Raw genomic sequence first — 22,660 nt, forward strand, 5'->3', positions numbered from 1 at the left:
TGTAAAAATGAGGTCCGGCAAAATTCTCTTTTTTCGTTTAGTCGTTATTCGTCTTCGAGACGGGAGATAACCATCTCCATGGATTTCTGATATTCTTCATCCGAAGAATTGTAGAACAGCATCAGATCGAGGCAGCTGCTCATTTTCTTCAGTGCTTCCGGGATGGAGTAGTCGATCGTTTTCACATATTCATCCCAGTGCTCCAGCTTCCACGTATCGCGCACGGAGTTGCGGTCGATCATGCGCTGGTGGCAGATCTCCGGTTTTGTGACAACCCAGATCACAACAAGCTTTGCCCCATGGTCAGCGAGCTTTTTGGAGAAGTCTTTCAGGAACTTCTCATCATGCACTTCGCGTGTGAATGGTGCGTTGATCAGCACAATATCGTCATACTCGAGTGCTTCCAGTCCGAAATTGACCGTTACTTCATATTCATAATCGCGGATATTCTCCTCGAAGAAATCAGAACTGCGGTTGATTTCCTGTCCGCCCGCTTTGAAAACGCGGTTCGACAGCGGAATGACCGTGTCCTTGTCGAGATAAACAACGTGTTTCAGCTCCTTGGCGAGCTGTTTTGAAATGTATGTCTTTCCGCACGCCGGCGGCGAGGTTACGAGGATCATCTTTTTCATCGTTTGTATGTCTTCCTTTCCAGTTGAATCAAAAAAAATCACTCCTAGCATTATAGAAAATTTGGGAAAAAATTGCAAGAGAAAAGACGGTTGTGCCAGAGAAAAAATTGTCTTATAATAAAATAAGATTTTTATGCCATCACGGAGAAAATAAATGGAGGAAAGACAATGAGCAGAGCAAATACACGAGTTGTGAAAATCGGCGACCGGGTCATCGGAGGCGGAAATCCGATTCTGATCCAGTCCATGACGAATACCAAAACAGAAGATGTGGAGGCAACCGTAAAGCAGATCCAGGCGCTCACGGAAGCCGGATGTGACATTATCCGATGCGCCGTCCCGACCATGGAGGCAGCCAGGGCGCTGTCCGAGATCAAAAAGCAGATCTCGATTCCGCTTGTAGCAGATATTCATTTTGACTATCGATTGGCGATCGCCGCGATCGAAAACGGAGCCGATAAAATCCGCATCAACCCGGGCAACATCGGCAGCCGCGACCGGATCCAGGCGGTTGTAGATGCAGCAAAAGAACGCCAGATTCCGATCCGCGTCGGCGTCAACAGCGGTTCACTCGAAAAAGAGCTGGTGGAAAAATACAACGGCGTAACGGCAGAGGGCCTGGTGGAGAGCGCGCTCGACAAAGTGCGGATCATCGAGGAGATGGGCTATGACAATCTCGTCATCAGTATCAAATCGTCTGATGTGATGATGTGTGCAAAAGCGCATGAGCTGATCACGAACCAGACGGATCATCCGCTTCATGTCGGCATTACGGAGGCAGGAACGCTGTATTCCGGCAACATCAAATCGGCAGTGGGGCTCGGTATTATTTTATATCAGGGCATCGGAGATACGATCCGTGTTTCCCTGACCGGCGATCCGCTCGAGGAAATCAAATCCGCAAAACGGATCTTAAAGACCCTGGGACTTCGAAAAGGCGGCATTGAGGTCGTATCGTGTCCGACCTGCGGACGGACCCAGATTGATCTGATCGGACTGGCAAACCAGGTGGAAACACTGGTGCAGGGCTACGATCTTGATATCAAGGTTGCCGTCATGGGCTGCGTGGTCAACGGACCGGGCGAGGCAAAAGAGGCGGATCTTGGTGTTGCAGGCGGAAAAGGCGTCGGCATTTTAATTAAAAAAGGTGAAATCGTGAAAAAAGTACCGGAGAGCGAGCTGCTGTCCGTCTTAAAGGACGAGCTGGATCACTGGGGCAAGTAGAAAAGAAAGCAGGAATAGGAATGGAAAAACAGTTTCAGGAAGTATTTCCGGATTTGAGAATCGAAGGGGGCATGGCAGAGCTTCTCGATACCGTGGAGGTTTCGCGGGTATCGATCAATAAGAAAAAAGATCTGCTGCGGATCTATGTGGTCAGCCATCAGTGGATTCACAAAAAATATATTTATCAGCTGGAGCGCCAGATCGAGGAGCAGCTCTTTTCCAACGTGCCGCTGCGCGTGAAGATTATTGAGCGGTTCTATCTGTCGCGCCAGTATACGCCGGAAAACTTTCTGGAGGTGTACCGTCCGAGTATCCTGCTCGAGCTGAAAAACCACAGTGTCTTTCTGAATCATCTGTTTTCGACTGCCGAGATTACCTTCCCGGAGACGAACAAAATGCACCTGGTGCTCGTGGATTCCGTTGTGGCAAAGGAGCGCGAGGAGGAGCTGGTCCACATTCTCGAGAAAATCTTCTGTGAGCGGTGCGGCTTCGACCTGATCGTGGAAACCGAGATGAGAAAGCCGGAGGGCGAGAGCCGCGCCATGAGAAATTCCGAGCTCCGCATCCGGGAGGAAGTGCGCCACGTTCTGGCGCATACCCATTACGGTGAGATGCTCGGCGAAAAAGAGCAGAACCGGATGGAAGAGCAGGCGGAAGCAGCAGGCGAACAGCCAAAAGCAGCCGCAGCAGCCAAGGACGGCGAGGCGAAAAAAGAAAAAGCAGCAGACGGCGGAAGGGGAAAAGGTTTTTCCGGCGGCGGACGCGGTTCCTTCAAAAAAGGCAAGGGCAGTTTCGGCCGGAATGCGGACAATCAGCCGCGCAAATCCTCCAATCCGGATGTGCTGTACGGAAGAGATTTCGAGGATGAGAGCGTGGAGATTCTGAAAATCGGCGATGAGATCGGTGATGTTGTCATCCGAGGAAGAGTCCAGAGTGTGGATATGCGCGAAATCCGGAATGAGCGTACGATTTTCATGTTCACGATCACCGACTTTACAGATACCATCGGCGTCAAGATTTTCGTCCAGAACGCGGAAGTGCCGGAATTAAAGGATGCGATCAAAAAAGGCGCGTTCATTAAAGTAAAAGGAAAAACGACGGTTGATGCATTTGACCACGATCTGACGGTTATGTCTGTCTGGGGCATCAAGAAGATCACCGATTTCCGTACCGGCCGTCAGGATACGAGTCCGGTGAAGCGTGTGGAGCTGCACTGCCATACAAAGATGAGCGATATGGACGGTGTCACCGATGCTGCCCGTCTGGTACAGCGTGCCTACGAGTGGGGCCATCCGGCGATCGCGATCACCGATCACGGCGTGGTGCAGTCCTTCCCGGAGGCAAACCATGCGATCGAGGCGATCGACGGCGCTTACCGGAAAAAATACCAGGCAGAGCACCCGGATGCGACAAAAGATGAGCTGAAAAAAGTTTCGGCTCCGTTCAAGGTCATCTACGGCATGGAGGCTTATCTCGTCGACGACTTGAAAGATATCGTTGTCAACAGCAAAGGACAGGACATCCACGGAAGCTACGTTGTTTTCGATATCGAGACGACGGGATTTTCCCCGGTTGTCAACAAAATCATTGAGATCGGCGCCGTCCGTGTGGAAAACGGAGCGATTGTCGATAAGTTTTCCACCTTCGTCAATCCGAAAGTCCCGATCCCGTTCCGGATTGAGAATCTGACCGGCATCAACGACAACATGGTTCTTGACGCGCCGGACATCGAAACGGTGCTGCCGAAATTCCTGGAGTTCAGTGAGGGAGCCGTTATGGTTGCCCACAATGCTTCGTTCGATATGAGCTTTATCGAGCACAACTGCGTCCTGCAGGGGATCGAGCGGGAATTTACAACGGCGGACACCGTCGCCATGGCGCGTTTCCTGCTGCCGGGCCTGAACCGTTTCAAGCTGGATACCGTTGCGAAGGCGGTCGGCGTATCGTTGGAAAACCATCACCGTGCGGTGGACGATGCCGGCTGTACGGCGGAAATTTTCGTGAAATTCGTAAAAATGCTGGAGGAGCGCAATATTCTGACTCTGGATGATCTGAATGCGCAGGGAAAAGTATCGGAGGAGGCTGTGCGCAAGCTTCCATCGTACCATGCGATCATTCTGGCAAAGAACGAGACGGGACGTGTCAATCTGTACCGCCTCGTGTCGGAATCCCACCTGAAATACTACAACCGCCGGCCGAAGCTGCCAAAGAGCGTCTACCTGAAATACCAGGACGGTCTGATGATCGGATCTGCCTGCGAGGCGGGCGAACTCTACCAGGCAATCCTGCGCGGTGAACCGGATGCGGCGATTGCGCGTCTCGTGGACTTCTACGATTATCTGGAAATCCAGCCGATCGGCAACAACGCGTTCATGATCAAAAAAGAGGACGTTTCTGCCGTAGAGAGCGAGGAGGATTTAAAGGAGATCAACAGGCGCATCGTCAAACTTGGCGAGCAGTTCCATAAGCCTGTTGTGGCAACGTGCGACGTCCACTTCATGGATCCGCAGGACGAGATCTACCGCCGCATCATCATGACCGGAAAAGGTTTTGACGACGCGGATGAGCAGGCACCGCTGTTCCTGCGCACCACCGAGGAGATGCTTGAAGAGTTTTCGTATCTCGGAAGTGAGAAAGCGGAGGAGGTCGTCATCACCAATCCGCGCAAAATCTCCGACCTTGTCGAGAAAATCTCCCCGATCCGTGCCGGAAAATTCCCGCCGGTCATCGAGGATTCCGACAAGACACTGCGGAGAATCTGTTACGACCGCGCGCATGAAATCTACGGCGAGGAGCTGCCGGAGATCGTTTCCGCGCGCCTCGAACGGGAGCTGAACTCCATTATTTCCAACGGATATGCCGTTATGTACATCATCGCACAGAAACTAGTGTGGAAGTCGAACGAGGACGGCTACCTCGTAGGATCGCGTGGTTCCGTCGGTTCCTCGTTCGTTGCGACGATGGCGGGAATCACGGAGGTAAACCCGTTGAGCCCGCATTACTACTGCGAGTCGTGCCATTACAGCGAGTTCGATTCGCCGCGCGTCAAAGAGTACGTCGGCCGTGCCGGATGCGATATGCCGGACGCCGTCTGCCCGAACTGCGGCAAGCCGCTGAAAAAAGCCGGATTTGACATTCCGTTCGAGACGTTCCTTGGATTCAAGGGAAACAAAGAGCCGGATATCGACCTGAACTTTTCCGGTGATTACCAGAGTAAGGCGCACAAATACACAGAGGTTATTTTCGGCGCCGGTCAGACGTTCCGTGCGGGAACCATCGGTACGCTGGCGGATAAAACAGCGTTCGGTTACGTGAAGAACTATTACGAAGAGCGCGGCCAGCACAAACGGAACTGCGAGATCGACCGTATCGTGGAAGGATGCACCGGCATCCGCCGTACCACCGGCCAGCACCCGGGCGGTATCATCGTTCTGCCGTTCGGTGAGGACATCAACTCCTTCACCCCGGTGCAGCATCCGGCGAACGATATGACAACCGACATTATTACGACCCATTTCGATTACCACTCCATTGATGCCAACCTCTTAAAGCTCGACATTCTCGGACACGATGATCCGACCATGATCCGTATGCTCGAGGATATCACGCATCTTGATGCGCAGACGATTCCGCTCGATAACCCGGAGGTCATGTCGCTGTTCAAGAGCACCGAGGCGCTCGGCATCAAGCCGGAGGACATCGGCGGCTGCCCGCTTGGATGCCTTGGCGTGCCGGAGTTCGGTACCGATTTCGTTATCCAGATGCTTCTGGACACGAAGCCGCAGTCGTTCTCTGACCTGATCCGTATCTCCGGTCTGTCGCACGGAACCGACGTATGGCTCGGCAATGCGCAGACCCTGATCGAGGAGGGCAAGGCGACGATTTCCACCGCCATCTGTACCCGGGACGATATCATGATCTACCTGATCGACAAGGGACTCGAAAGTGAGCTTTCCTTTACGATCATGGAGAGTGTGCGAAAAGGAAAGGGCTTAAAACCGGAGTGGGAAGAGGAGATGAAGGCCCACGATGTGCCGGACTGGTACATCTGGTCATGTAAAAAGATCAAGTACATGTTCCCGAAAGCCCACGCGGCGGCGTACGTCATGATGGCGTACCGCATCGCTTACTATAAAATTTTCTATCCGCTGGCGTACTATGCGGCGTACTTCTCCATTCGTGCGTCCGCATTCTCCTACGAGCTCATGTGCATGGGACGCGACCGGCTGGAATATTATATGAAAGATTACGAAAAACGGAAAGACACGCTGACTCAGAAGGAGCAGGCAACCGTCAAGGATATGAAGATTGTCCAGGAAATGTACGCCCGCGGCTTCGATTTCGTGCCGGTGGACCTCTATAAGGCACAGGCGCACCGCTTCCAGGTCTACGATGACAAACATCTGATGCCGGCGCTCGACTCGATCGAGGGTCTGGGCGACAAGGCGGCCGACGCCGTTGTCCTTGCGGCACGAAACGGAAAATTCCTCTCGAAAGATGATTTCCGCGACCGCACCAAGGTCAGCAAGACGATTATCGACTTTATGGCGGACCTCGGTGTCTTCGGAGATCTGCCCGAAAGCAATCAGTTTTCGCTGTTCGACTATTAAAAGGAGCGTCCCCTTTCCGTTGCAATCCCGTGCGTCTTGGGGTATAATCAGACGTTGTGGAAAAGAACGAAAACGATTTAGATAAAATAAGGTGAAAAACATTGAGAAGAAGATTGGAACAACTGCTGAACGGCAGATTTGAATATGAGGTTCCCCATCTGCTGCTGTCCGAGACGGAGGTGGCCCTGACGCTGGACGAGGGGCAGAATTTCCGCGGAGAGCTGAATATCGGAGCGGAAGACGGGAGAAGAGTAAAAGGAATTGTGACCACAGATCATCAGAGAATCGTTCTGGCGAAAAATCAGTTCCAGGGAACGGCGAGTACGATTGAGTACGGCGTGGATACCAGCGGATTAAAAGCAGGCGATGAAATCTGTGGAAACATCACCGTCAGCAGCAATCTGGAGGAACGCTGCGTGCGGGTACACGTCTCGATTGCGGGAAAGACAATGAACATTTCCGGACAGGAGATTCATTCCCTGGCAGATTTTGTGCATCTGGCAAGTCATGATTTCGGCGCAGCGTACCGCTTCTTTGTAAAAAAAGAGTTTGCACGTCTTCTTCAGAAAGAGGCACCGGAGCAGATGGCACTTTATCAGGGACTGTCCCACAAGCCGGTGACATTTCAGCATCTGGAGGAATTTCTGGTTGCCCTCGGTCAGAAAGAGCCGGTGATGCTTTCGGCGGAACAGCCGGAGAAAACTGTGCTTACCGTGGACCAGCCGCGCAAGGAAACACTGTATCTGTATAAAAATACCTGGGGCTACGTCCGCATGGAAATCGAGGTGCAGGGAGACTTTCTGGAAGTGGAAAAGAAAGTCGTCACTTCAGAAGATTTCATCGGAAGCGTCTACGGTGTGGAATACATTATCCATCAGGAGAAAATCGGAAACGGCCGCCATTACGGCAGAATTACGGTGCGTCAGGGAAAACAGGAGCTTCGCTTTGAACTGGAAGTGACAAACAGCGAAAAGCATGTGACTAGCAGGAAAAATACGGAGCGCGACCGTCAGATAACTGCCATCGCGCGCGGCTATCTCGATCTGGCAGTCCATAAACGCGACTACCGTACCTGGTATCAGGACACCTGGGAGGCCATCGAGCAGTTCGAAAAAGCCGGCGGAGACATGGCGTGGGTGACGCTGGGAAAAGCATGGCTGTACGAGAGCCATGAGGAAACCGGAAAAGCAAGAGAAACGCTTTCTTACGTAAAAGAGCATCAGGAACTGCTGGACACCGCGGAGAAAAAAGGAGCGTACCTGTATCTGGCATGGAAGCTGAAAATGGAAGTGGGCCATACCGGGCTGGTATCACGCCTTGGAACGCTGATGCGGCAGGAGAGTGCAAGCTATTTTCTGTTAAAGCTTGCCATTGATGCCGACGATTCCTGGCAGCAGTCGCTGACCCGTCAGCTCTACGCGATGGAACTTTGCTATGAGTGCGGGTGCAAGAGCCCGCTTCTGTATCTGGATGCGACACAGCTCTATCTCCGCCAGGAGGGACAGCTCCGCCGGATTTCGCCGTTCACCGTTCAGGTGCTGAAATTTGCGCAGAAAGAAGGCATTTTAAGCGGGGAACTGTTAAAACGGGCCGCTTATCTTACAGAGACGATGAAAACGTTCGATGAGAATGTCTATCAGATTCTGACTGCGGGCTATGAGCGTTTTCCATACGATGAAGTGCTCGAAGCCATCTGCAAACTGGTGATGAAGGGCCGCCCGGTGCGGAAGGAATATTTCCCGTGGTATGCAAAAGCCGTGGAGCGGAACATCCGTATCACGCGCCTGTACGAGTACTATATTGAAACGATGGATGCGTCGTTCGACGAGGTCCTTCCGCAGGTCATCCGGATGTATTTCTCCTACAGCAACACACTGGCAGGCCAGAAGAAAGCGCTGATCTACGCCAACGTGATCAAAAACCGCGAAAAAGACCGCCATACATTCCAGAGCTACCGCCCGGCGATGGAGGTTTTCACGGCAAGACAGATCCAGAAAGGCCGCATGAACCGCGAATACGCCGCACTGTACCGGACTTTTCTGAAAAAACCGGAAGATCCCGACAGCGCAAAAGCGATCGCAAATGTGCTGTTTACCCATCATGTAACGTGTGAAAATCCGAAAATCACGCGTGTGATCGTCTGCCATCCGGCGATGGCGGGCGAAACGTCCTATCCGATGACGGAACGGGGTGCTTATATCCGTCTGTACGGCAAAAAAGCGCGGATTCTTCTCGAAGATGAGCAGCGCAGAAGATATGCGGTGACAGAAACCTGCCGCATAGAGCCATTGTTTACGGATGAAGAGCTTGCCCGTGCCTGCGGCGGTTTTGCCATTGAAAATCCGGGTCTGCTGCTGCACCTGTGCGGGGAGCAGGAAGAGGAGATGCAGCTTACCGCAGAAAATCTTGCCTGGTATCAGCAGGCAGCGCGCACGAGCGCATTTTCCAGTGCTTACCGGAAAACAGTGCGTCAGAAACTGCTGGAATACTATCTTGCCCATCCGGATGAGCGTGAGACCGAGGCAGCTGTTGCAGAGTTGGAGGACAGCGCTTACGCAAAGGTGGACCGTATTTCTACGATCGAGCTTCTGGTACGCTACGGCTGTTACAGCCGCGCCTTTGCCCTGACGGATCGGTACGGCTACGAAAAGATCCCGGTGTCGTGTCTCTTCCGTCTGGCGCATGCGATGATTCTGGAAAAAGAGTTTACAGAGGACGAGGAGCTTCTCTATCTGGCATCCTACGTGGTAAAACAGGGCATTTACGATGAAATTGTATTGTGCTATCTGAGAGATTATTTCACCGGTTCTATTGAGGATATGTGCAGTTTATGGGATAAAATCCGCGGCTTTCAGATGGAGAGCGACAAGCTGGAGGAGCGCATTCTGACCTGGTCCGTCTTTGTGCGCAGCCACCCGAAGTGGGAGCAGGAAATGCTGGAGAGCTACATCCGCCAGAGCGGAAAAGAGCATGTCATTCTGGCATACCTGACGTATCTTGCGATCGGCTATTTTATGGACGGAAAACCGCTTTCGGATCAGATGTTTGACTACTTGGACCGCGCCTGGAAACAGGGCTGGGAGCTGGACGAGATCTGCCGTTTTGCGATGCTGAAACATCTTTCCACGAAGCCGCAGCTTTCTGAGGAGGAAGAAAAAGAGGCGCATACCCTGCTTCTGGCGTTTACGAAACAGGGACTCCGCTTTGCCTTCTACAAGGATCTGCCGGAGCACCTGACCGAAGGCTTCCAGATCGGCGACCGCATGTTCATCGAGGAGCGCCAGAGAGCGGAGGCAAAGGTGACGATTCATTACCGGACAAACGCCGAAGAAACATGGAAGAGCGAACCGATGCGCAATATGTATCAGGGCATTTTTGTGAAAGAGTTTCTGCTGTTCTACGGCGAGAAAATGGAGTATTACCTGACCTTTACGAACCGTCAGGGCGAGGGAAAAACAGAGGTGAAAACCGTCTCCATGACCGGCGAACCAAAAGCAGGAAAGACGCGGTACCAGCTTCTGAATCAGATGAAAGCAGCGCGCGCGGCAGGAGATTCGGAAAAAGCAGAAGAAGCATTCCAAAAGTATCTGCAGCAGGAGGCTCTGGTTCGGAACTGTTTTGCACTTGTGGATGAAAAGAAGCAGCAGGAGGATACGACATGGAACAGAAAAATTTAATTTTAGGATTTGATTTTGGAGAGAAATATTCCCAGTTCTGCTGCTATGACAGGGGAACCCATACGGCCGTCTCCATCCCGGTAAAAGAAGGAGAAGAGGCGGTGGAATTTCCGACCGCCATTGCCAAAAAACGGAATGAGGAAACGTGGAAAACAGGACCGGATGCAGAAAAATCTGCTCACGCGGAAAACGGCATCTGGCTGGACAATCTGTACGAGATCTGCATGGGATCCCGCATCTGCCAGATCGAAAACCGGGATTACACGCCGGGAGAAGTCCTTGGCACGTTCCTTCGCGAAGCACTGAAGATGATCGGCATCGAGCGCCCGGACCAGCAGATCCAGGCGATGATGATCACCACGGGCCATCTGACCCGTCCATTTGTGGAAAATGTGCGTGAAGCATACAAGATAATCGGACTTCCGCGCGGCAGAGCCTACCTGCAGGAGCATGACGAGAGCTTTTACTGCCATGTGCTGAACCAGAAGCCGGAGCTCTGGAGCCGTAAAGTCGGTCTGTTTTTCCTGAAAGATGAGGAAGCATCGTTTTCTGAACTTTCCATCAGCCGTAAAACGAAGCCGGCAACTGTGACCGTAAAACGGGGGCCAAAAGCCGCACTTTCGATCGAGCCGATGGAGCGCGACCGCGATTTCTGCCATCTGATGGGAGAAGCGATGGGGAATGAAATTTATTCCAGCGTATTTCTGGTGAGCGAGGAGTTCGACCTTGCCTGGGCCGACAACTCTCTGCGTCAGTTAAAGAAAAACCAGAGAAGAATCTTCGGCGGAACGAACCTGTTTGCACAGGGCGCCTGCTTTTCCGCGCGCGAAAAAGTGGAGGAGCGCCGCTTAAAGGGCTATCTCTTCCTCGGAAATGACCTCGTGCGCTACAACATCGGCATGGAGATGACGATCAATGGTTCTCCGGCATACTATGCGCTGATTGCAGCCGGTGTGAACTGGTATGAAGCAGAAAAAGAATGTGAGCTGATCCTCGACGGAACGGAGGAGCTGGAATTTGTTGTAAGTTCCATGGAAAGCGGAAAACGAAACCGCTATACCATGAAGCTGGACGGGCTGCCCAAACGGCCGCCGAAGACAACACGGATCCGGCTGCGTCTGGAGTATGATTCTCCGGTTACGTGTCAGATCACCGCAGAGGATTTGGGTTTTGGCGATATGTTCCCGGCAAGCCACAAAACCTGGCACGAGACGATGGGGGAGGTGTAAACGATGAGCGGTTATATTTTATGTCAGGTCAAACGGGCGAAAAATCCGTATTATATTTCCAACATCAGCACAAATATTTATTCCATCGAGGAACTGTGCTATTATCTGTACCACAACATCTATCTGCTGGACGAGACCATCATTAACGAGCAGCTGCTGGTGTGGATGAAAGAAGAACTCCACTTAAGAAGACTGTACCAGCGTCTCTACGTCCTTCTGGAGGAGAAAAAGAACATCGGTGAGTTTATCCTGCCGATCTTCAAGGAGATCAATTATCTTTCCCACGATCAGTTCCGTGAGATGAATGAGCGCCTGAAACGGTTCGAGGAGCAGCCGGAGATTGTGCGGAAAAAAATCAAGGGAGATTACCTTGTCGACCACGAAAAATATATCAATGCGATCCAGGTTTACCAGGAAACGCTGAAAGATACCGAGGAAAACGAAAACAACATGGGAAGCCAGTTCACCGGAAGTATTTACAACAACATGGGCTGTGCCTACGCAAGTCTGTTCCAGATGAATGAAGCACTTACGTGCTTTCAGAAAGCAAATGAAGAGCTGCACACGAAAGCATCGTTAAAGAGCTGGCTGTTTGCGGTCTACATGAGCAAAGGACAGGACGCCTATGAGCAGATGTGCACCGAGCGGAAAGTGGATGCCGAGACGAAACGGGAGATGGACCGCCAGATCACCGAGGCAATGCAGGTCGAGCTCCCGCGCGATCTGGACGAAGCTCTTGCGGCGTGGACACGGGAATATCATAAAAATACCGGACTTTGAACAAAAAGAACAAAAAAATTACTTGACAGCAAAAAAGAATGGAACTATAATACAGCCCATAAGAAAAAAATAAATACTTCGAAACCGATGAAGTGGAGATAACGTTGGAAGCGCACTCACAGAGAGCCCGGGCAGGTGGAAGCCGGACAGAAAGCGGATCAGCAAATGGACCACGGAGGGTACAGGGAAAAGCGGGAAACCGTCTGAGTATTCTGTAACGTGCAGGCATACGTTAGTTGCCAGGAATATGATCGTATTCTGCAGAGCGTGTGAGCAATCGCAAAACAAGGTGGCACCACGAGTATAAAAATATACCCGCCCTTGGCAAAGAACAAAGTGATTCTTTGCCGGGGGCGGTTTTTTGTATATCAGAAATTGGTTCTGAGGACCAGTGTTGATGACAGCCTTTGCAGACACAAGGAGAGGAGATAACAAGATGAAACAGATGACGTTAGAAGAAATTTCAAAAGCAGCCGCATCGGGAGCTTTTCGGAAAATCCCGGTAAGCAGAGAAATTTATTCGGATATCCGTACACCAGTAGAAACACTGAAAGTCCTGCAGGGCGTCAGCAGCCACTGCTACATGCTCGAAAGCGTGGAGGATAAAAAACAGTGGGGAAGATACACCTTCCTCGGCTACGATCCGTCTCTGGAACTCACCTGTGTCAACGGAAACCTGACAATCACTGCCGATGCGGCAGAGATGAAAAAAGTAGAAGATATTCCGGAAAGCCACGAAGAACAGCTTCCGACCGGACAGATCCGGCTGACCGCAAAGACAGCCCATCCGGGAGCCGTCATCAAAACCCTGATTGAGAAAAATAAAAGTCCGAAGATCGCGACACTGCCGACCTTCACTGGCGGCCTCGTCGGATACTTCTCTTACGATTACATCAAGTACAGCGAGCCGACCTTAAAGCTGGACGCAGAAGATCAGGAACATTTCAAAGATGTCGACCTGATGCTGTTCGATAAGGTCATCGCCTATGATAATTACCGTCAGAAAATCGTACTGATGATTAATATCGAAACCGAAAATCTCGAAGAAAATTACGTAAAAGCCGTACAGGAACTCGAAAAAATGGAAGAGCTGATCCGCTTCGGAAAACCGGCCGAGACGAAAGCCGGCCACTTGAAATCCGAGTTCCGCCCGCTCTTCGATGAGAAAGCGTACTGTGAGAAAGTCGAGCAGGTCAAACATTATATCCATGAGGGAGACCTCTTCCAGCTCGTTCTCTCCAACCGGCTCGAAGCTGATTTTGAGGGAAGCCTCCTCGATACGTACCGCGTTCTCCGCACGACGAATCCGTCGCCGTACATGTTCTACTTCTCGAGTGATGATGTCGAGATCGCCGGTGCATCCCCGGAAACCCTCGTAAAAGTCGAGGACGGAGAGGTCCGGACCTTCCCGCTTGCCGGAACGCGGCCGAGAGGAAAGAGCTATGAAGAAGACCAGCGGCTGGAAAAAGAACTCCTCGCCGATGAAAAAGAGCGTGCCGAGCACAACATGCTGGTTGATCTGGGAAGAAACGATCTCGGAAAGATCTGTGATTTCGGAACCGTGGAAGTAGAAAAATACATGTCAATCGAGCGTTACTCCCACGTCATGCACATCGGTTCCACTGTAAAAGGACAGCTTCGGAAAGACAAGACCGCAGTCGATGCCATCGATTCCGTTCTCCCGGCCGGAACCCTCTCCGGTGCACCAAAGCTCCGTGCCTGCCAGATCATCAACGAGCTGGAAAACAACAAGCGCGGCATTTACGGCGGTGCGATCGGCTATCTGGATTTCACCGGAAATATGGACACCTGCATTGCAATCCGGCTTGCGTTTAAGAAAAACGGAAAAGTGTTCGTCCGCTCCGGTGCCGGCATTGTAGCCGACAGCGTACCGGAAAAAGAGCATCAGGAATGCATCAACAAAGCAAAGGCCGTGATGGTCGCACTTGCAGAGGCAGAAGGAGGAAGCAACTTATGATACTGCTGGTAGATAATTATGACAGTTTTTCCTATAACCTGTATCAGCTCGCCGGTTCGATCAATCCGGACATGAAGGTCATCCGGAACGACGAGATGACGATCGACGAAATCTGCGCACTGGCACCGGCATCCATCATTTTATCTCCCGGACCGGGCCGTCCGGAGCAGGCAGGCCGATGCATGGAGATTGTAGAAAAATTAGGCGGCGAGATCCCGATCCTCGGTGTCTGCCTCGGCCATCAGGCAATCTGTGCCGCGTACGGCGCGACCGTCACCTATGCGAAACAGCTGATGCACGGCAAACAGTCCGAGACAACGCTGGATCTTACCTCGGAATTATTCCAGGGGCTGCCGGAAACCGTTCCGGTTGCAAGATACCATTCCCTCGCAGCTGATGAAGCGACACTGCCGGAAACCTTAAAGGTAACGGCAAGAACTGCAGACGGCGAGGTCATGGCAGTCGAGGACAGTGAGAAAAAGATCTACGGAGTCCAGTTTCATCCGGAATCCATTCTGACCCCGCAGGGCAGACAGATGGTAGAAAACTTCTTAAAAATTACAAGATAGATCACAGGACAGCCAAGAAAGAGAGGAACAGAATATGATTCGGGAAGCGATTGTAAAACTGGTAAATAAAGAGAACTTAACCTACGAGATGGCAGAGGGCGCCATGGATGAAATCATGGGAGGAAAAGCCGATCCGATCCAGATCAGCGCATTTTTAACTGCCATGACGATGAAAGGCGAGACAATCGAAGAGATCACCGCATGTGCCAACGGCATGAGAAAGCACGGTGTTCCCATGGAACATGACAAGGATGTTCTGGAAATCGTCGGAACCGGCGGAGATAAATCCAATTCCTTCAACATCTCCACAACAGCATCCCTTGTGATCTCTGCAGGCGGCGTCGCAGTTGCAAAACACGGAAACCGCGCCGCATCGAGCAAATCCGGCGCAGCCGACTGTCTCGAAGCGCTCGGCGTCAAAATCGACCTGGGGCCGGAGAAAAACAAAGAAGTTCTGGAAAAACTTGGAATCTGTTTCCTGTTCGCACAGAAATACCACATGTCCATGAAATACGTGGCACCGGTCCGCAAGATGCTCGGCATCCGAACTATTTTCAACATCCTCGGACCGCTGACCAACCCGGCAGCAGCCACGATGCAGGTGATGGGTGTCTACGAGGAAGCACTTGTCCGCCCGATGGCAGAAGTTCTCTCCAATCTTGGTGTCAAACGCGGCATGGTTGTCTACGGCCAGGACTGCCTCGATGAAATTTCCTTAAGCGCACCGACAAGCGTCTGCGAGATCAAGGACGGAACGTTTGAGGAATACGTCATCACACCGGAAGAGTTCGGCATGACCCGCTGTACCAAAGAAGAGCTGGTCGGCGGAACCCCGCAGGAGAATGCTGAAATTACGAAAGAAATTCTTGCAGGAAAGAAAGGCCCGGCAAGAGACGCTGTTGTCCTGAATGCCGCCGCAGCCCTTCATGTAGCAAAAGAAATCCCGATGCAGGACGCTGTAAAACTGGCAGAGGAGCTGATCGACAGCGGAAAAGCACAGAAAAAACTCGAAGAGTTTGTGTCACTCGCCAATAAATTGGCAGAAGAGGAATAAACATATGATACTGGAAACGATTGCAGAAGCCACAAGAAAACGTGTCGCTGCAGAAAAAGAGAAGTGTTCTCTTGCAGAAATGAAAGAAAAAGCAACGGCGATGAACCCGGACACCGGATTCCCGTTTGAACAGACGCTGAAAAAGCCGGGCATGTCCTTTATCTGCGAGGTAAAAAAAGCCTCCCCGTCGAAGGGCATCATCGCAGAAGATTTCCCCTATCTGGAGATCGCAAAGGAATATGAAGCGGCCGGTGCCTCCGCCATTTCCTGCCTGACTGAGCCGGAATACTTCAAAGGCGACAAGCGTTACTTAAAAAAAATTGCAGAAACCGTATCCATCCCGGTTCTACGGAAAGATTTTACCGTGGATCCCTATATGATCTACGAGGCAAAGGTGCTCGGAGCCACCGCTGTCCTTCTGATCTGTGCGCTGCTGCCGGAGGAAACCTTAAAAGAATATCTGGAAACAGCGCATTCCCTCGGCCTTTCCGCTCTTGTGGAAGCCCACGATGAGGCGGAGGTTGCACAGGCCATGCGCGCCGGAGCAAGGATCATCGGTGTCAACAACCGCAACTTAAAAGATTTCACGGTCGATATCCACAACAGTGAGCGGCTGCGGGAGCTTGTCCCGGAAAACATTGTTTTCGTATCCGAGAGCGGCATCAAAACGCCGGAGGATGTCGGAAGACTGTATCAGAATAAAACCGATGCCGTTCTGATCGGCGAAACGCTGATGCGGAGCAGCAACAAAAAAGCAGAGCTTGAAAAACTCTCTTCAATGTGTTAAAGTGGTAACGTAAGTGCGCAAAACAAAACAGAGCGCACGGGGAGTCAAACGTTATGGAAGAACAGACCAGAATCAAAATCTGCGGGCTCACACGGCTGGAAGACATCGATGCGGTGAATGAGCTGAAGCCCGAATATGTCGGCTTTGTCTTTGCAAAAAGCCGCAGACAGATTACAAAAGAACATGCCGTGACGCTGCGGCGCTATCTGGATCCCGAAATCCAGGCGGTCGGCGTCTTTGTGAACGAGCTTCCGGCGATTGTCGCAGGATACCTCGAAGAGGGCGTCATCGATCTGGCACAGCTCCACGGAAATGAGAGTGAAGAATATATCCATTCGCTCCGGTTCCGCACCGGCGGGGAACTGATCAAGGCATTTTCCATCAAAACCAGGGAGGACGTCGAAAAGGCGAAAAAAAGCAGCGCCGATTACATCCTTCTCGACCACGGAAAAGGCGGTACCGGCGAATCGTTCGACTGGTCACTGATCAGAAACATGGACCGCCCGTATTTCCTTGCGGGAGGCCTGAACGCCGAAAATGTGGAACAGGCGATTTTACAGACACATCCCTTCGCCGTCGACATCAGCAGCGGTGTCGAGACAGACGGCGTAAAGGACCCGAAAAAAATCACAGAATGCATAAGGAGGATAAGACATGTCTGACGGAAGATTTGGTATTCACGGAGGCCAGTACATACCGGAAACTCTGATGAATGAAATTATCAATCTGGAAAAACAGTACAATTATTATAAAAACGATCCGGAGTTCTGCCAGGAACTCGATGACCTGCTGAAAAATTACGCGGGCCGCCCGTCCCTTCTCTACTACGCAGAGAAAATGACAAAGGATCTCGGCGGAGCAAAAATTTACCTCAAACGAGAGGATCTGAACCACACCGGAGCCCACAAAATCAACAACGTGCTCGGACAGTGCCTCCTCGCAAAAAGAATGGGAAAAACCCGTGTCATCGCAGAGACCGGAGCCGGCCAGCACGGTGTGGCAACCGCAACGGCAGCAGCGCTGATGGGACTTGAGTGTGAGATCTTCATGGGAAAAGAAGACACCGACCGTCAGGCCCTCAATGTATACCGGATGGAGCTTCTCGGTGCAAAAGTAAATGCCGTTACTACCGGAACTATGACCTTAAAAGATGCCGTCAATGAGGCGATGCGCGAGTGGGTATCACGTGTCGATGACACCCACTACGTTCTCGGTTCCGTTATGGGCCCGCATCCGTTCCCGACCATCGTCCGCGATTTCCAGGCTGTCATCAGCAAAGAGGCAAGAGAGCAGATCCTCGAAAAAGAAGGAAAACTCCCGAAAGCCGTCATGGCATGCGTCGGCGGCGGAAGCAATGCGATGGGTATGTTCTATAACTTCATCAATGACAAAAATGTCCGCCTGATTGGATGCGAGGCAGCAGGACGCGGCGTCAACACCGCAGAGACTGCAGCAACCATTGAAACCGGAACACTCGGCGTCTTCCACGGTATGAAATCCTACTTCTGCCAGGATAAATACGGTCAGATCGCACCGGTTTACTCGATTTCCGCAGGCCTTGACTACCCGGGCATTGGACCGGAGCATGCATATCTGCATGACATCGGCCGCGCCGAATACGTTCCGGTAACGGACGACGAGGCGGTAGAAGCATTTGAATACCTTGCAAGAACCGAGGGTATCATCTGTGCGATCGAGAGCGCCCATGCGGTAGCCCATGCGATGAAGATCGCCAAAGAATTTGATCCGGAAGACTCCATTATCATCTGCCTGTCCGGACGCGGAGACAAAGACGTAGCAGCGATTGCAAGATACAGAGGGAGGGACCTTCATGAGTAAAGTAACAGAAGTATTTTCAAATAGCAAAGCATTCATTCCGTTTCTGACAGCCGGAGACCCGAACATTGAAAAGACCGAGAGCTATATCCTGGAGCTCGAAAAAGCAGGCGCAGACCTGATCGAGATCGGAATCCCGTTCTCGGATCCGATTGCCGAGGGCGTTGTCATCCAGGAGGCAGACCTCCGTTCCTTAAAAGCCGGAACCACCACCGATAAAATTTTCGATATAGTAGCTTCCGTGCGCAAAAAAACAGACATTCCGCTGGTGTTTATGACCTACTTAAACCCGGTGTTCCATTACGGATACGAGCCGTTCTTTACAAAATGCGAGGAAGTCGGCATCAATGGCATCATCATCCCGGATATGCCGTATGAGGAAAAAGGCGAATTAAACGATATTGCGCGCAGCCATCAGGTAGATGTCATTTCCCTGATTGCGCCGACGTCTGAGCAGCGCATCCAGAAAATTGCCGCAGATGCCGAAGGTTTTATCTACCTCGTATCGTCTCTGGGCGTTACCGGTGTCAGAAGCGAGATCAAGACAGACCTCGATTCAATGATCGCCGCAATCCGCAAAGTAACCGATATTCCGGTAGCCGTAGGCTTCGGCATCAACACGACCGATCAGGCGGCCAACATTGCAAAAATTGCGGACGGTGTCATCGTCGGAAGCGCTATCGTCAAAATGATTGCGAAGTACGGCACTCATGCGGAGCAGCACATCTATACGTATGTCCGCATGATGAAGGAAGCTGTCATGACAGCAAATAAATAAAACCCGCGTCATTGCGTGTTTGAAAAAACTGTGTTAAGATGAGAGCGTGTCTGAAACAAACCGTTTTGGACACGCTTTTTCAACGTAAAATACCTGACCGGCTTTCGAAAAAGCCGGATAGAATATGGAGGAAAAACGTGTTAGATGTATGTTTACTGGGAACAGGCGGTATGATGCCTCTGCCAGGCAGACGCCTGACCGCCCTGATGACCCGATACAACGGAAGCAGCCTTCTGATCGACTGCGGCGAGGGAACCCAGGTTGCCATCAAGGAAAAAGGCTGGACCTTTAAGCCGATTGATGCCATCTGCTTCACCCATTACCACGCAGACCACATCAGCGGCCTTCCAGGACTTCTCCTGACGATGGGAAACACCGACCGGAGAGAACCGCTGACCATGATCGGCCCAAAAGGCCTGGAGCGCGTCGTCAATTCACTGCGTGTCATCTGCCCGGAGCTGCCGTTCCCGATTGTATTTCACGAGGTGACAGCGCCGGAGGAAGTGATTGAGATGAACGGCTACAAAATCACAGCCTTCCGCGTGCAGCACAATATCACCTGCTACGGCTATTCGCTGGAGATCTCCCGCAAGGGAAAATTCGATGTGGAGCGCGCTAAAGCACAGGAAATTCCGATTAAATGCTGGAATCCGCTGCAGAAAGGCGAGACTGTCACCCTGGATGGAAAGACGTATACGCCGGACATGGTCCTCGGCCCTGCCAGAAAGGGACTGAAGGTGACCTACTGCACCGATACCCGCCCGATTCCGTCGATCTCCGAACATGCGAAAGGCTCCGACCTTTTCATCTGCGAGGGAATGTACGGCGAGCCGGAAAAACAGGCAAAAGCAAAAGAATTTAAGCATATGACCTTCTACGAGGCGGCAAAACTGGCAAAAGATGCCGAGGCTGCCGAAATGTGGCTGACCCACTTTTCCCCGTCGCTCGTCGGCCCGCAGCGGTACATGGATGAGGTACAGAAGATTTTCCCGGCCGCAGAGCTTGGAAAAGACGGAAGATCAGTAGAACTGTTATTTGAAGAGGAAACGAAAAATGAGTGAAAAAGATACCTTGATTCTTGCAATTGAGAGCTCCTGCGATGAAACCGCAGCCTCCGTCGTGAAAAACGGAAGATGTGTGCTGTCTAACATTATTTCATCCCAGATCGCCATCCATACCCTGTATGGCGGCGTTGTGCCGGAAATTGCATCCAGAAAACATATCGAAAAAATCAACCAGGTTGTAGAAGCGGCCTTAAAAGAAGCCGATGTCACTCTGGATGATATCGATGCGATCGGTGTTACGTACGGCCCTGGCCTTGTCGGCGCACTTCTCGTCGGCGTGGCAGAGGCAAAAGCGATCGCCTATGCAAAAAAGAAACCGCTGGTCGGCGTTCACCATATTGAAGGCCACGTCTCGGCGAACTATATCGAACACCCGGATCTGGAGCCGCCGTTCCTGTGTGAAATCATCTCCGGAGGCCATACCCATCTTGTCATTGTAAAAGATTACGGTTCTTTCGAAATCCTCGGAAGAACGAGAGACGACGCAGCCGGAGAAGCCTTCGACAAGGTAGCCCGTGCCATCGGACTCGGCTATCCGGGCGGACCGAAGATCGACAAGCTGGCAAAAGAAGGAAACCCGCACGCCATCGACTTCCCGCGTGCCCACATGGAGGATGCGCCGTATGACTTCAGCTTCAGTGGCGTAAAATCTGCCGTTTTAAACCATCTGAACAAATGCCGGATGACAGGCGAACCAATTGTCGAAGCAGACATCGCTGCGTCCTTCCAGCAGGCCGTTGTGGACGTTCTGGTGGATAATGCCATCCGTGCGGCCAAAGATTACCATATGGACCGTCTGGCGATCGCCGGCGGCGTTGCATCGAACGGGGCACTCCGCGCGGCGATGGAAGCAGCATGTGAAAAAGAGGGCATCCGCTTTTACCGTCCGTCCCCGATCTTCTGTACCGACAATGCGGCCATGATCGGTGTGGCAGCTTACTACGAGTACCAGAAGGGAACCCGCCACGGCTGGGACCTGAATGCCGTACCGAACCTGAAGCTTGGAGAACGATAAGAAAAAGAAACTTCCGCAGCAGAACGGAGAAGAGAGATCTGCTGCGGAGTTTTTGTATTTGTAGAAAACGGAGGAAAAGATGAGCGAGAAGAAAGAAAAATACACTGCGGTTGTCCTGGCAGCCGGAAAGGGAACCCGGATGGGCGGAAGCGTAGCAAAACAGTTTCTGGAAATCGGAGGAAAACCAGTCGTGGTTTACGCGCTGGAGGTTTTTGAACATTCGCCGGAGATTGACCAGATCATTCTTGTGACAGGTGCGGATAAAATAGAATACTGTCAGAAAGAGATTATCGAAAAATATGGAATTAAGAAAACTGTTTCCGTATGCGCAGGCGGAAGGGAACGGTATGAATCTGTCTGGAAAGCATTGCAGACGCTGAAAAGCCTGGAAAGCGAACAGGATCAGAAGACCGATTACGTTCTGATTCACGATGGCGCCCGCCCGTTTTTAAACCAGGAAATGCTGGAACGTCTCTGCGCATGTGTAAAAGAAGAAAAAGCCTGTGTCCTTGGCATGCCGGTCAAGGATACCATCAAGCTTACCGATGAAAACGGAAAAATCAGGGAAAGCCCGCGAAGAGATCTCGTATGGCAGGCACAGACCCCGCAGGCCTTTGCAGCAGAGCTTCTGTTTCCGGCATTCGAAAAACTGATGCAGCATTCCACAGAAGGAATCACCGACGATGCCATGGTTGTGGAGCAGGAGATGGGAATCGCATCAGTGATGGTAAAAGGCGGCTATGAAAATATAAAAATCACAACACCGGAGGATCTGCTCGTTGCAGAGAGCTTTCTGGCAGAAAAATAGAAAAAAGCAAAATACAGAAAGCAAACTATAAATGGATAAAAACAAATGTGTGAATTGCAAAACAGGGAAAAACAGCGAAAACGAAAAAGAAATTGAAAAAAATGTAAAAAAAATTCAAAAAAGTGGTTGACATTCTGAAACACTGCTGATATAATAACGAATGTCGCTGAGCGAGAGAGATAAAAACGCAAAGCTGACAGGCCAAAAACTGAGATGATTTCGGGAGTTACCGAGATTTGAATTCACACACGGAGAGGTATCGAAGCGGTCATAACGAGGCGGTCTTGAAAACCGTTTGTCCGAAAGGGCGCGTGGGTTCGAATCCCACCCTCTCCGCTCAAAACTCAGTTAATTGAATATCTGATTATGAATCAGGCAAACTATGGAGAAGTACCCAAGCTGGCTGAAGGGGCTCCCCTGGAAAGGGAGTAGGTCGTTAATAGCGGCGCGAGGGTTCAAATCCCTCCTTCTCCGCTCGGCTTTGAAAAAAGTTGAAAAAAGTTCTTGACAAATGCAAATGAGTTTGATAAAATAAACGAGTTGCTGATCGAGAGAACAGCGAAGAACCTTGATAATTAAACAATGAAACACATCCTCGAAAGTTCTGAATAAGTAATTC

16 protein-coding genes and 2 tRNA genes are annotated in these 22,660 nt (G+C 51.4%); 17 read left to right on the forward strand and 1 reads right to left on the reverse strand.

From position 1 onward, the window contains the following. Positions 1 to 44: 44 nt before the first annotated feature. Complete coding sequence (locus tag DXB83_RS10890) at positions 45 to 632, reverse strand: AAA family ATPase (protein WP_117509871.1); 588 nt, start codon at positions 630 to 632, stop codon at positions 45 to 47. A gap of 168 nt (positions 633 to 800) precedes the next feature. Here DXB83_RS10890 and ispG point away from each other — a divergent pair, with 168 nt between their 5' ends. The 17 genes from ispG to DXB83_RS10975 all read left to right on the forward strand — a co-directional run bounded on the left by ispG (position 801) and on the right by DXB83_RS10975 (position 22,515). Continuing rightward, positions 801 to 1,856 (forward strand): flavodoxin-dependent (E)-4-hydroxy-3-methylbut-2-enyl-diphosphate synthase, encoded by a 1,056-nt coding sequence (gene ispG, locus DXB83_RS10895; protein ID WP_117509872.1) that lies wholly within the window; start codon positions 801 to 803, stop codon positions 1,854 to 1,856. Positions 1,857 to 1,876: 20 nt separating this feature from the next. Next, a complete protein-coding gene (locus DXB83_RS10900; RefSeq protein WP_117509873.1) occupies positions 1,877 to 6,466 on the forward strand; it encodes a PolC-type DNA polymerase III in 4,590 nt (1,529 codons plus the stop codon). Positions 6,467 to 6,567: 101 nt separating this feature from the next. Next, on the forward strand, positions 6,568 to 10,143 hold the full coding sequence (locus DXB83_RS10905) for a DUF5717 family protein (RefSeq protein ID WP_147399377.1): 3,576 nt from the start codon (positions 6,568 to 6,570) through the stop codon (positions 10,141 to 10,143). Continuing rightward, positions 10,125 to 11,372, forward strand: a complete 1,248-nt coding sequence (locus tag DXB83_RS10910; RefSeq protein WP_118666559.1) for a DUF5716 family protein — start codon at positions 10,125 to 10,127, stop codon at positions 11,370 to 11,372. The genes DXB83_RS10905 and DXB83_RS10910 overlap by 19 nt, the downstream gene beginning before the upstream one ends. A gap of 3 nt (positions 11,373 to 11,375) precedes the next feature. Beyond that, a complete protein-coding gene (locus DXB83_RS10915; protein ID WP_118697609.1) occupies positions 11,376 to 12,152 on the forward strand; it encodes a hypothetical protein in 777 nt (258 codons plus the stop codon). A gap of 436 nt (positions 12,153 to 12,588) precedes the next feature. Continuing rightward, the gene (gene trpE / locus DXB83_RS10920; protein WP_118697610.1) at positions 12,589 to 14,130 is read left to right on the forward strand and encodes an anthranilate synthase component I; all 1,542 of its coding nucleotides are present in this window, start codon (positions 12,589 to 12,591) and stop codon (positions 14,128 to 14,130) included. Then, positions 14,127 to 14,699, forward strand: coding sequence for an anthranilate synthase component II (locus DXB83_RS10925; protein ID WP_022462657.1), 573 nt, complete (start codon positions 14,127 to 14,129; stop codon positions 14,697 to 14,699). The genes trpE and DXB83_RS10925 overlap by 4 nt, the downstream gene beginning before the upstream one ends. A 34-nt stretch (positions 14,700 to 14,733) precedes the next feature. Then, positions 14,734 to 15,753 (forward strand): anthranilate phosphoribosyltransferase, encoded by a 1,020-nt coding sequence (gene trpD / locus DXB83_RS10930; protein ID WP_118697611.1) that lies wholly within the window; start codon positions 14,734 to 14,736, stop codon positions 15,751 to 15,753. Between the two features lie 4 nt (positions 15,754 to 15,757). Beyond that, a complete protein-coding gene (gene trpC / locus DXB83_RS10935; protein ID WP_055219907.1) occupies positions 15,758 to 16,540 on the forward strand; it encodes an indole-3-glycerol phosphate synthase TrpC in 783 nt (260 codons plus the stop codon). Positions 16,541 to 16,593: 53 nt separating this feature from the next. After that, positions 16,594 to 17,202 (forward strand): phosphoribosylanthranilate isomerase, encoded by a 609-nt coding sequence (locus DXB83_RS10940; RefSeq protein WP_055228636.1) that lies wholly within the window; start codon positions 16,594 to 16,596, stop codon positions 17,200 to 17,202. Beyond that, positions 17,195 to 18,379 carry a tryptophan synthase subunit beta gene (gene trpB, locus DXB83_RS10945; protein WP_118697612.1) on the forward strand — a complete coding sequence of 395 codons (1,185 nt, stop codon included), beginning with the start codon at positions 17,195 to 17,197 and terminating at the stop codon, positions 18,377 to 18,379. Before DXB83_RS10940 ends, trpB begins: the two co-directional genes overlap by 8 nt. After that, a complete protein-coding gene (gene trpA / locus DXB83_RS10950; protein ID WP_118697613.1) occupies positions 18,372 to 19,154 on the forward strand; it encodes a tryptophan synthase subunit alpha in 783 nt (260 codons plus the stop codon). Before trpB ends, trpA begins: the two co-directional genes overlap by 8 nt. A gap of 137 nt (positions 19,155 to 19,291) precedes the next feature. After that, positions 19,292 to 20,215 carry a ribonuclease Z gene (locus tag DXB83_RS10955; RefSeq protein WP_022462651.1) on the forward strand — a complete coding sequence of 308 codons (924 nt, stop codon included), beginning with the start codon at positions 19,292 to 19,294 and terminating at the stop codon, positions 20,213 to 20,215. Further along, entirely contained in the window at positions 20,208 to 21,233 is a 1,026-nt protein-coding gene (gene tsaD / locus DXB83_RS10960; RefSeq protein WP_022462650.1) for a tRNA (adenosine(37)-N6)-threonylcarbamoyltransferase complex transferase subunit TsaD, read from the forward strand. Before DXB83_RS10955 ends, tsaD begins: the two co-directional genes overlap by 8 nt. Positions 21,234 to 21,312: 79 nt before the next feature. After that, positions 21,313 to 22,041 carry a 2-C-methyl-D-erythritol 4-phosphate cytidylyltransferase gene (gene ispD / locus DXB83_RS10965; protein WP_055219901.1) on the forward strand — a complete coding sequence of 243 codons (729 nt, stop codon included), beginning with the start codon at positions 21,313 to 21,315 and terminating at the stop codon, positions 22,039 to 22,041. Positions 22,042 to 22,291: 250 nt separating this feature from the next. Next, positions 22,292 to 22,377: transfer RNA gene (locus DXB83_RS10970), tRNA-Ser, on the forward strand. Positions 22,378 to 22,425: 48 nt separating this feature from the next. After that, positions 22,426 to 22,515: transfer RNA gene (locus tag DXB83_RS10975), tRNA-Ser, on the forward strand. The last annotated feature ends 145 nt before the right edge of the window (positions 22,516 to 22,660 follow it).

The sequence above is a fragment of the Blautia sp. OM06-15AC genome (assembly GCF_003481425.1).
Classification (GTDB): Bacteria; Bacillota; Clostridia; order Lachnospirales; family Lachnospiraceae; genus Fusicatenibacter; species Fusicatenibacter saccharivorans.

What these genes read in the sequence shown, in the direction of transcription:
- DXB83_RS10915 (WP_118697609.1), top strand. Translation starts at nt 11,376, where the DNA reads ATGAGCGGTTATATTTTATGTCAGGTCAAACGGGCGAAAAATCCGTAT.
- DXB83_RS10940 (WP_055228636.1), top strand. Translation starts at nt 16,594, where the DNA reads ATGGAAGAACAGACCAGAATCAAAATCTGCGGGCTCACACGGCTGGAA.
- DXB83_RS10910 (WP_118666559.1), top strand. Translation starts at nt 10,125, where the DNA reads ATGGAACAGAAAAATTTAATTTTAGGATTTGATTTTGGAGAGAAATAT.
- trpB (WP_118697612.1), top strand. Translation starts at nt 17,195, where the DNA reads ATGTCTGACGGAAGATTTGGTATTCACGGAGGCCAGTACATACCGGAA.
- ispG (WP_117509872.1), top strand. Translation starts at nt 801, where the DNA reads ATGAGCAGAGCAAATACACGAGTTGTGAAAATCGGCGACCGGGTCATC.
- ispD (WP_055219901.1), top strand. Translation starts at nt 21,313, where the DNA reads ATGAGCGAGAAGAAAGAAAAATACACTGCGGTTGTCCTGGCAGCCGGA.
- DXB83_RS10925 (WP_022462657.1), top strand. Translation starts at nt 14,127, where the DNA reads ATGATACTGCTGGTAGATAATTATGACAGTTTTTCCTATAACCTGTAT.
- trpD (WP_118697611.1), top strand. Translation starts at nt 14,734, where the DNA reads ATGATTCGGGAAGCGATTGTAAAACTGGTAAATAAAGAGAACTTAACC.
- trpC (WP_055219907.1), top strand. Translation starts at nt 15,758, where the DNA reads ATGATACTGGAAACGATTGCAGAAGCCACAAGAAAACGTGTCGCTGCA.
- DXB83_RS10890 (WP_117509871.1), bottom strand. Translation starts at nt 632, where the DNA reads ATGAAAAAGATGATCCTCGTAACCTCGCCGCCGGCGTGCGGAAAGACA.
- DXB83_RS10900 (WP_117509873.1), top strand. Translation starts at nt 1,877, where the DNA reads ATGGAAAAACAGTTTCAGGAAGTATTTCCGGATTTGAGAATCGAAGGG.
- trpE (WP_118697610.1), top strand. Translation starts at nt 12,589, where the DNA reads ATGAAACAGATGACGTTAGAAGAAATTTCAAAAGCAGCCGCATCGGGA.
- trpA (WP_118697613.1), top strand. Translation starts at nt 18,372, where the DNA reads ATGAGTAAAGTAACAGAAGTATTTTCAAATAGCAAAGCATTCATTCCG.
- tsaD (WP_022462650.1), top strand. Translation starts at nt 20,208, where the DNA reads ATGAGTGAAAAAGATACCTTGATTCTTGCAATTGAGAGCTCCTGCGAT.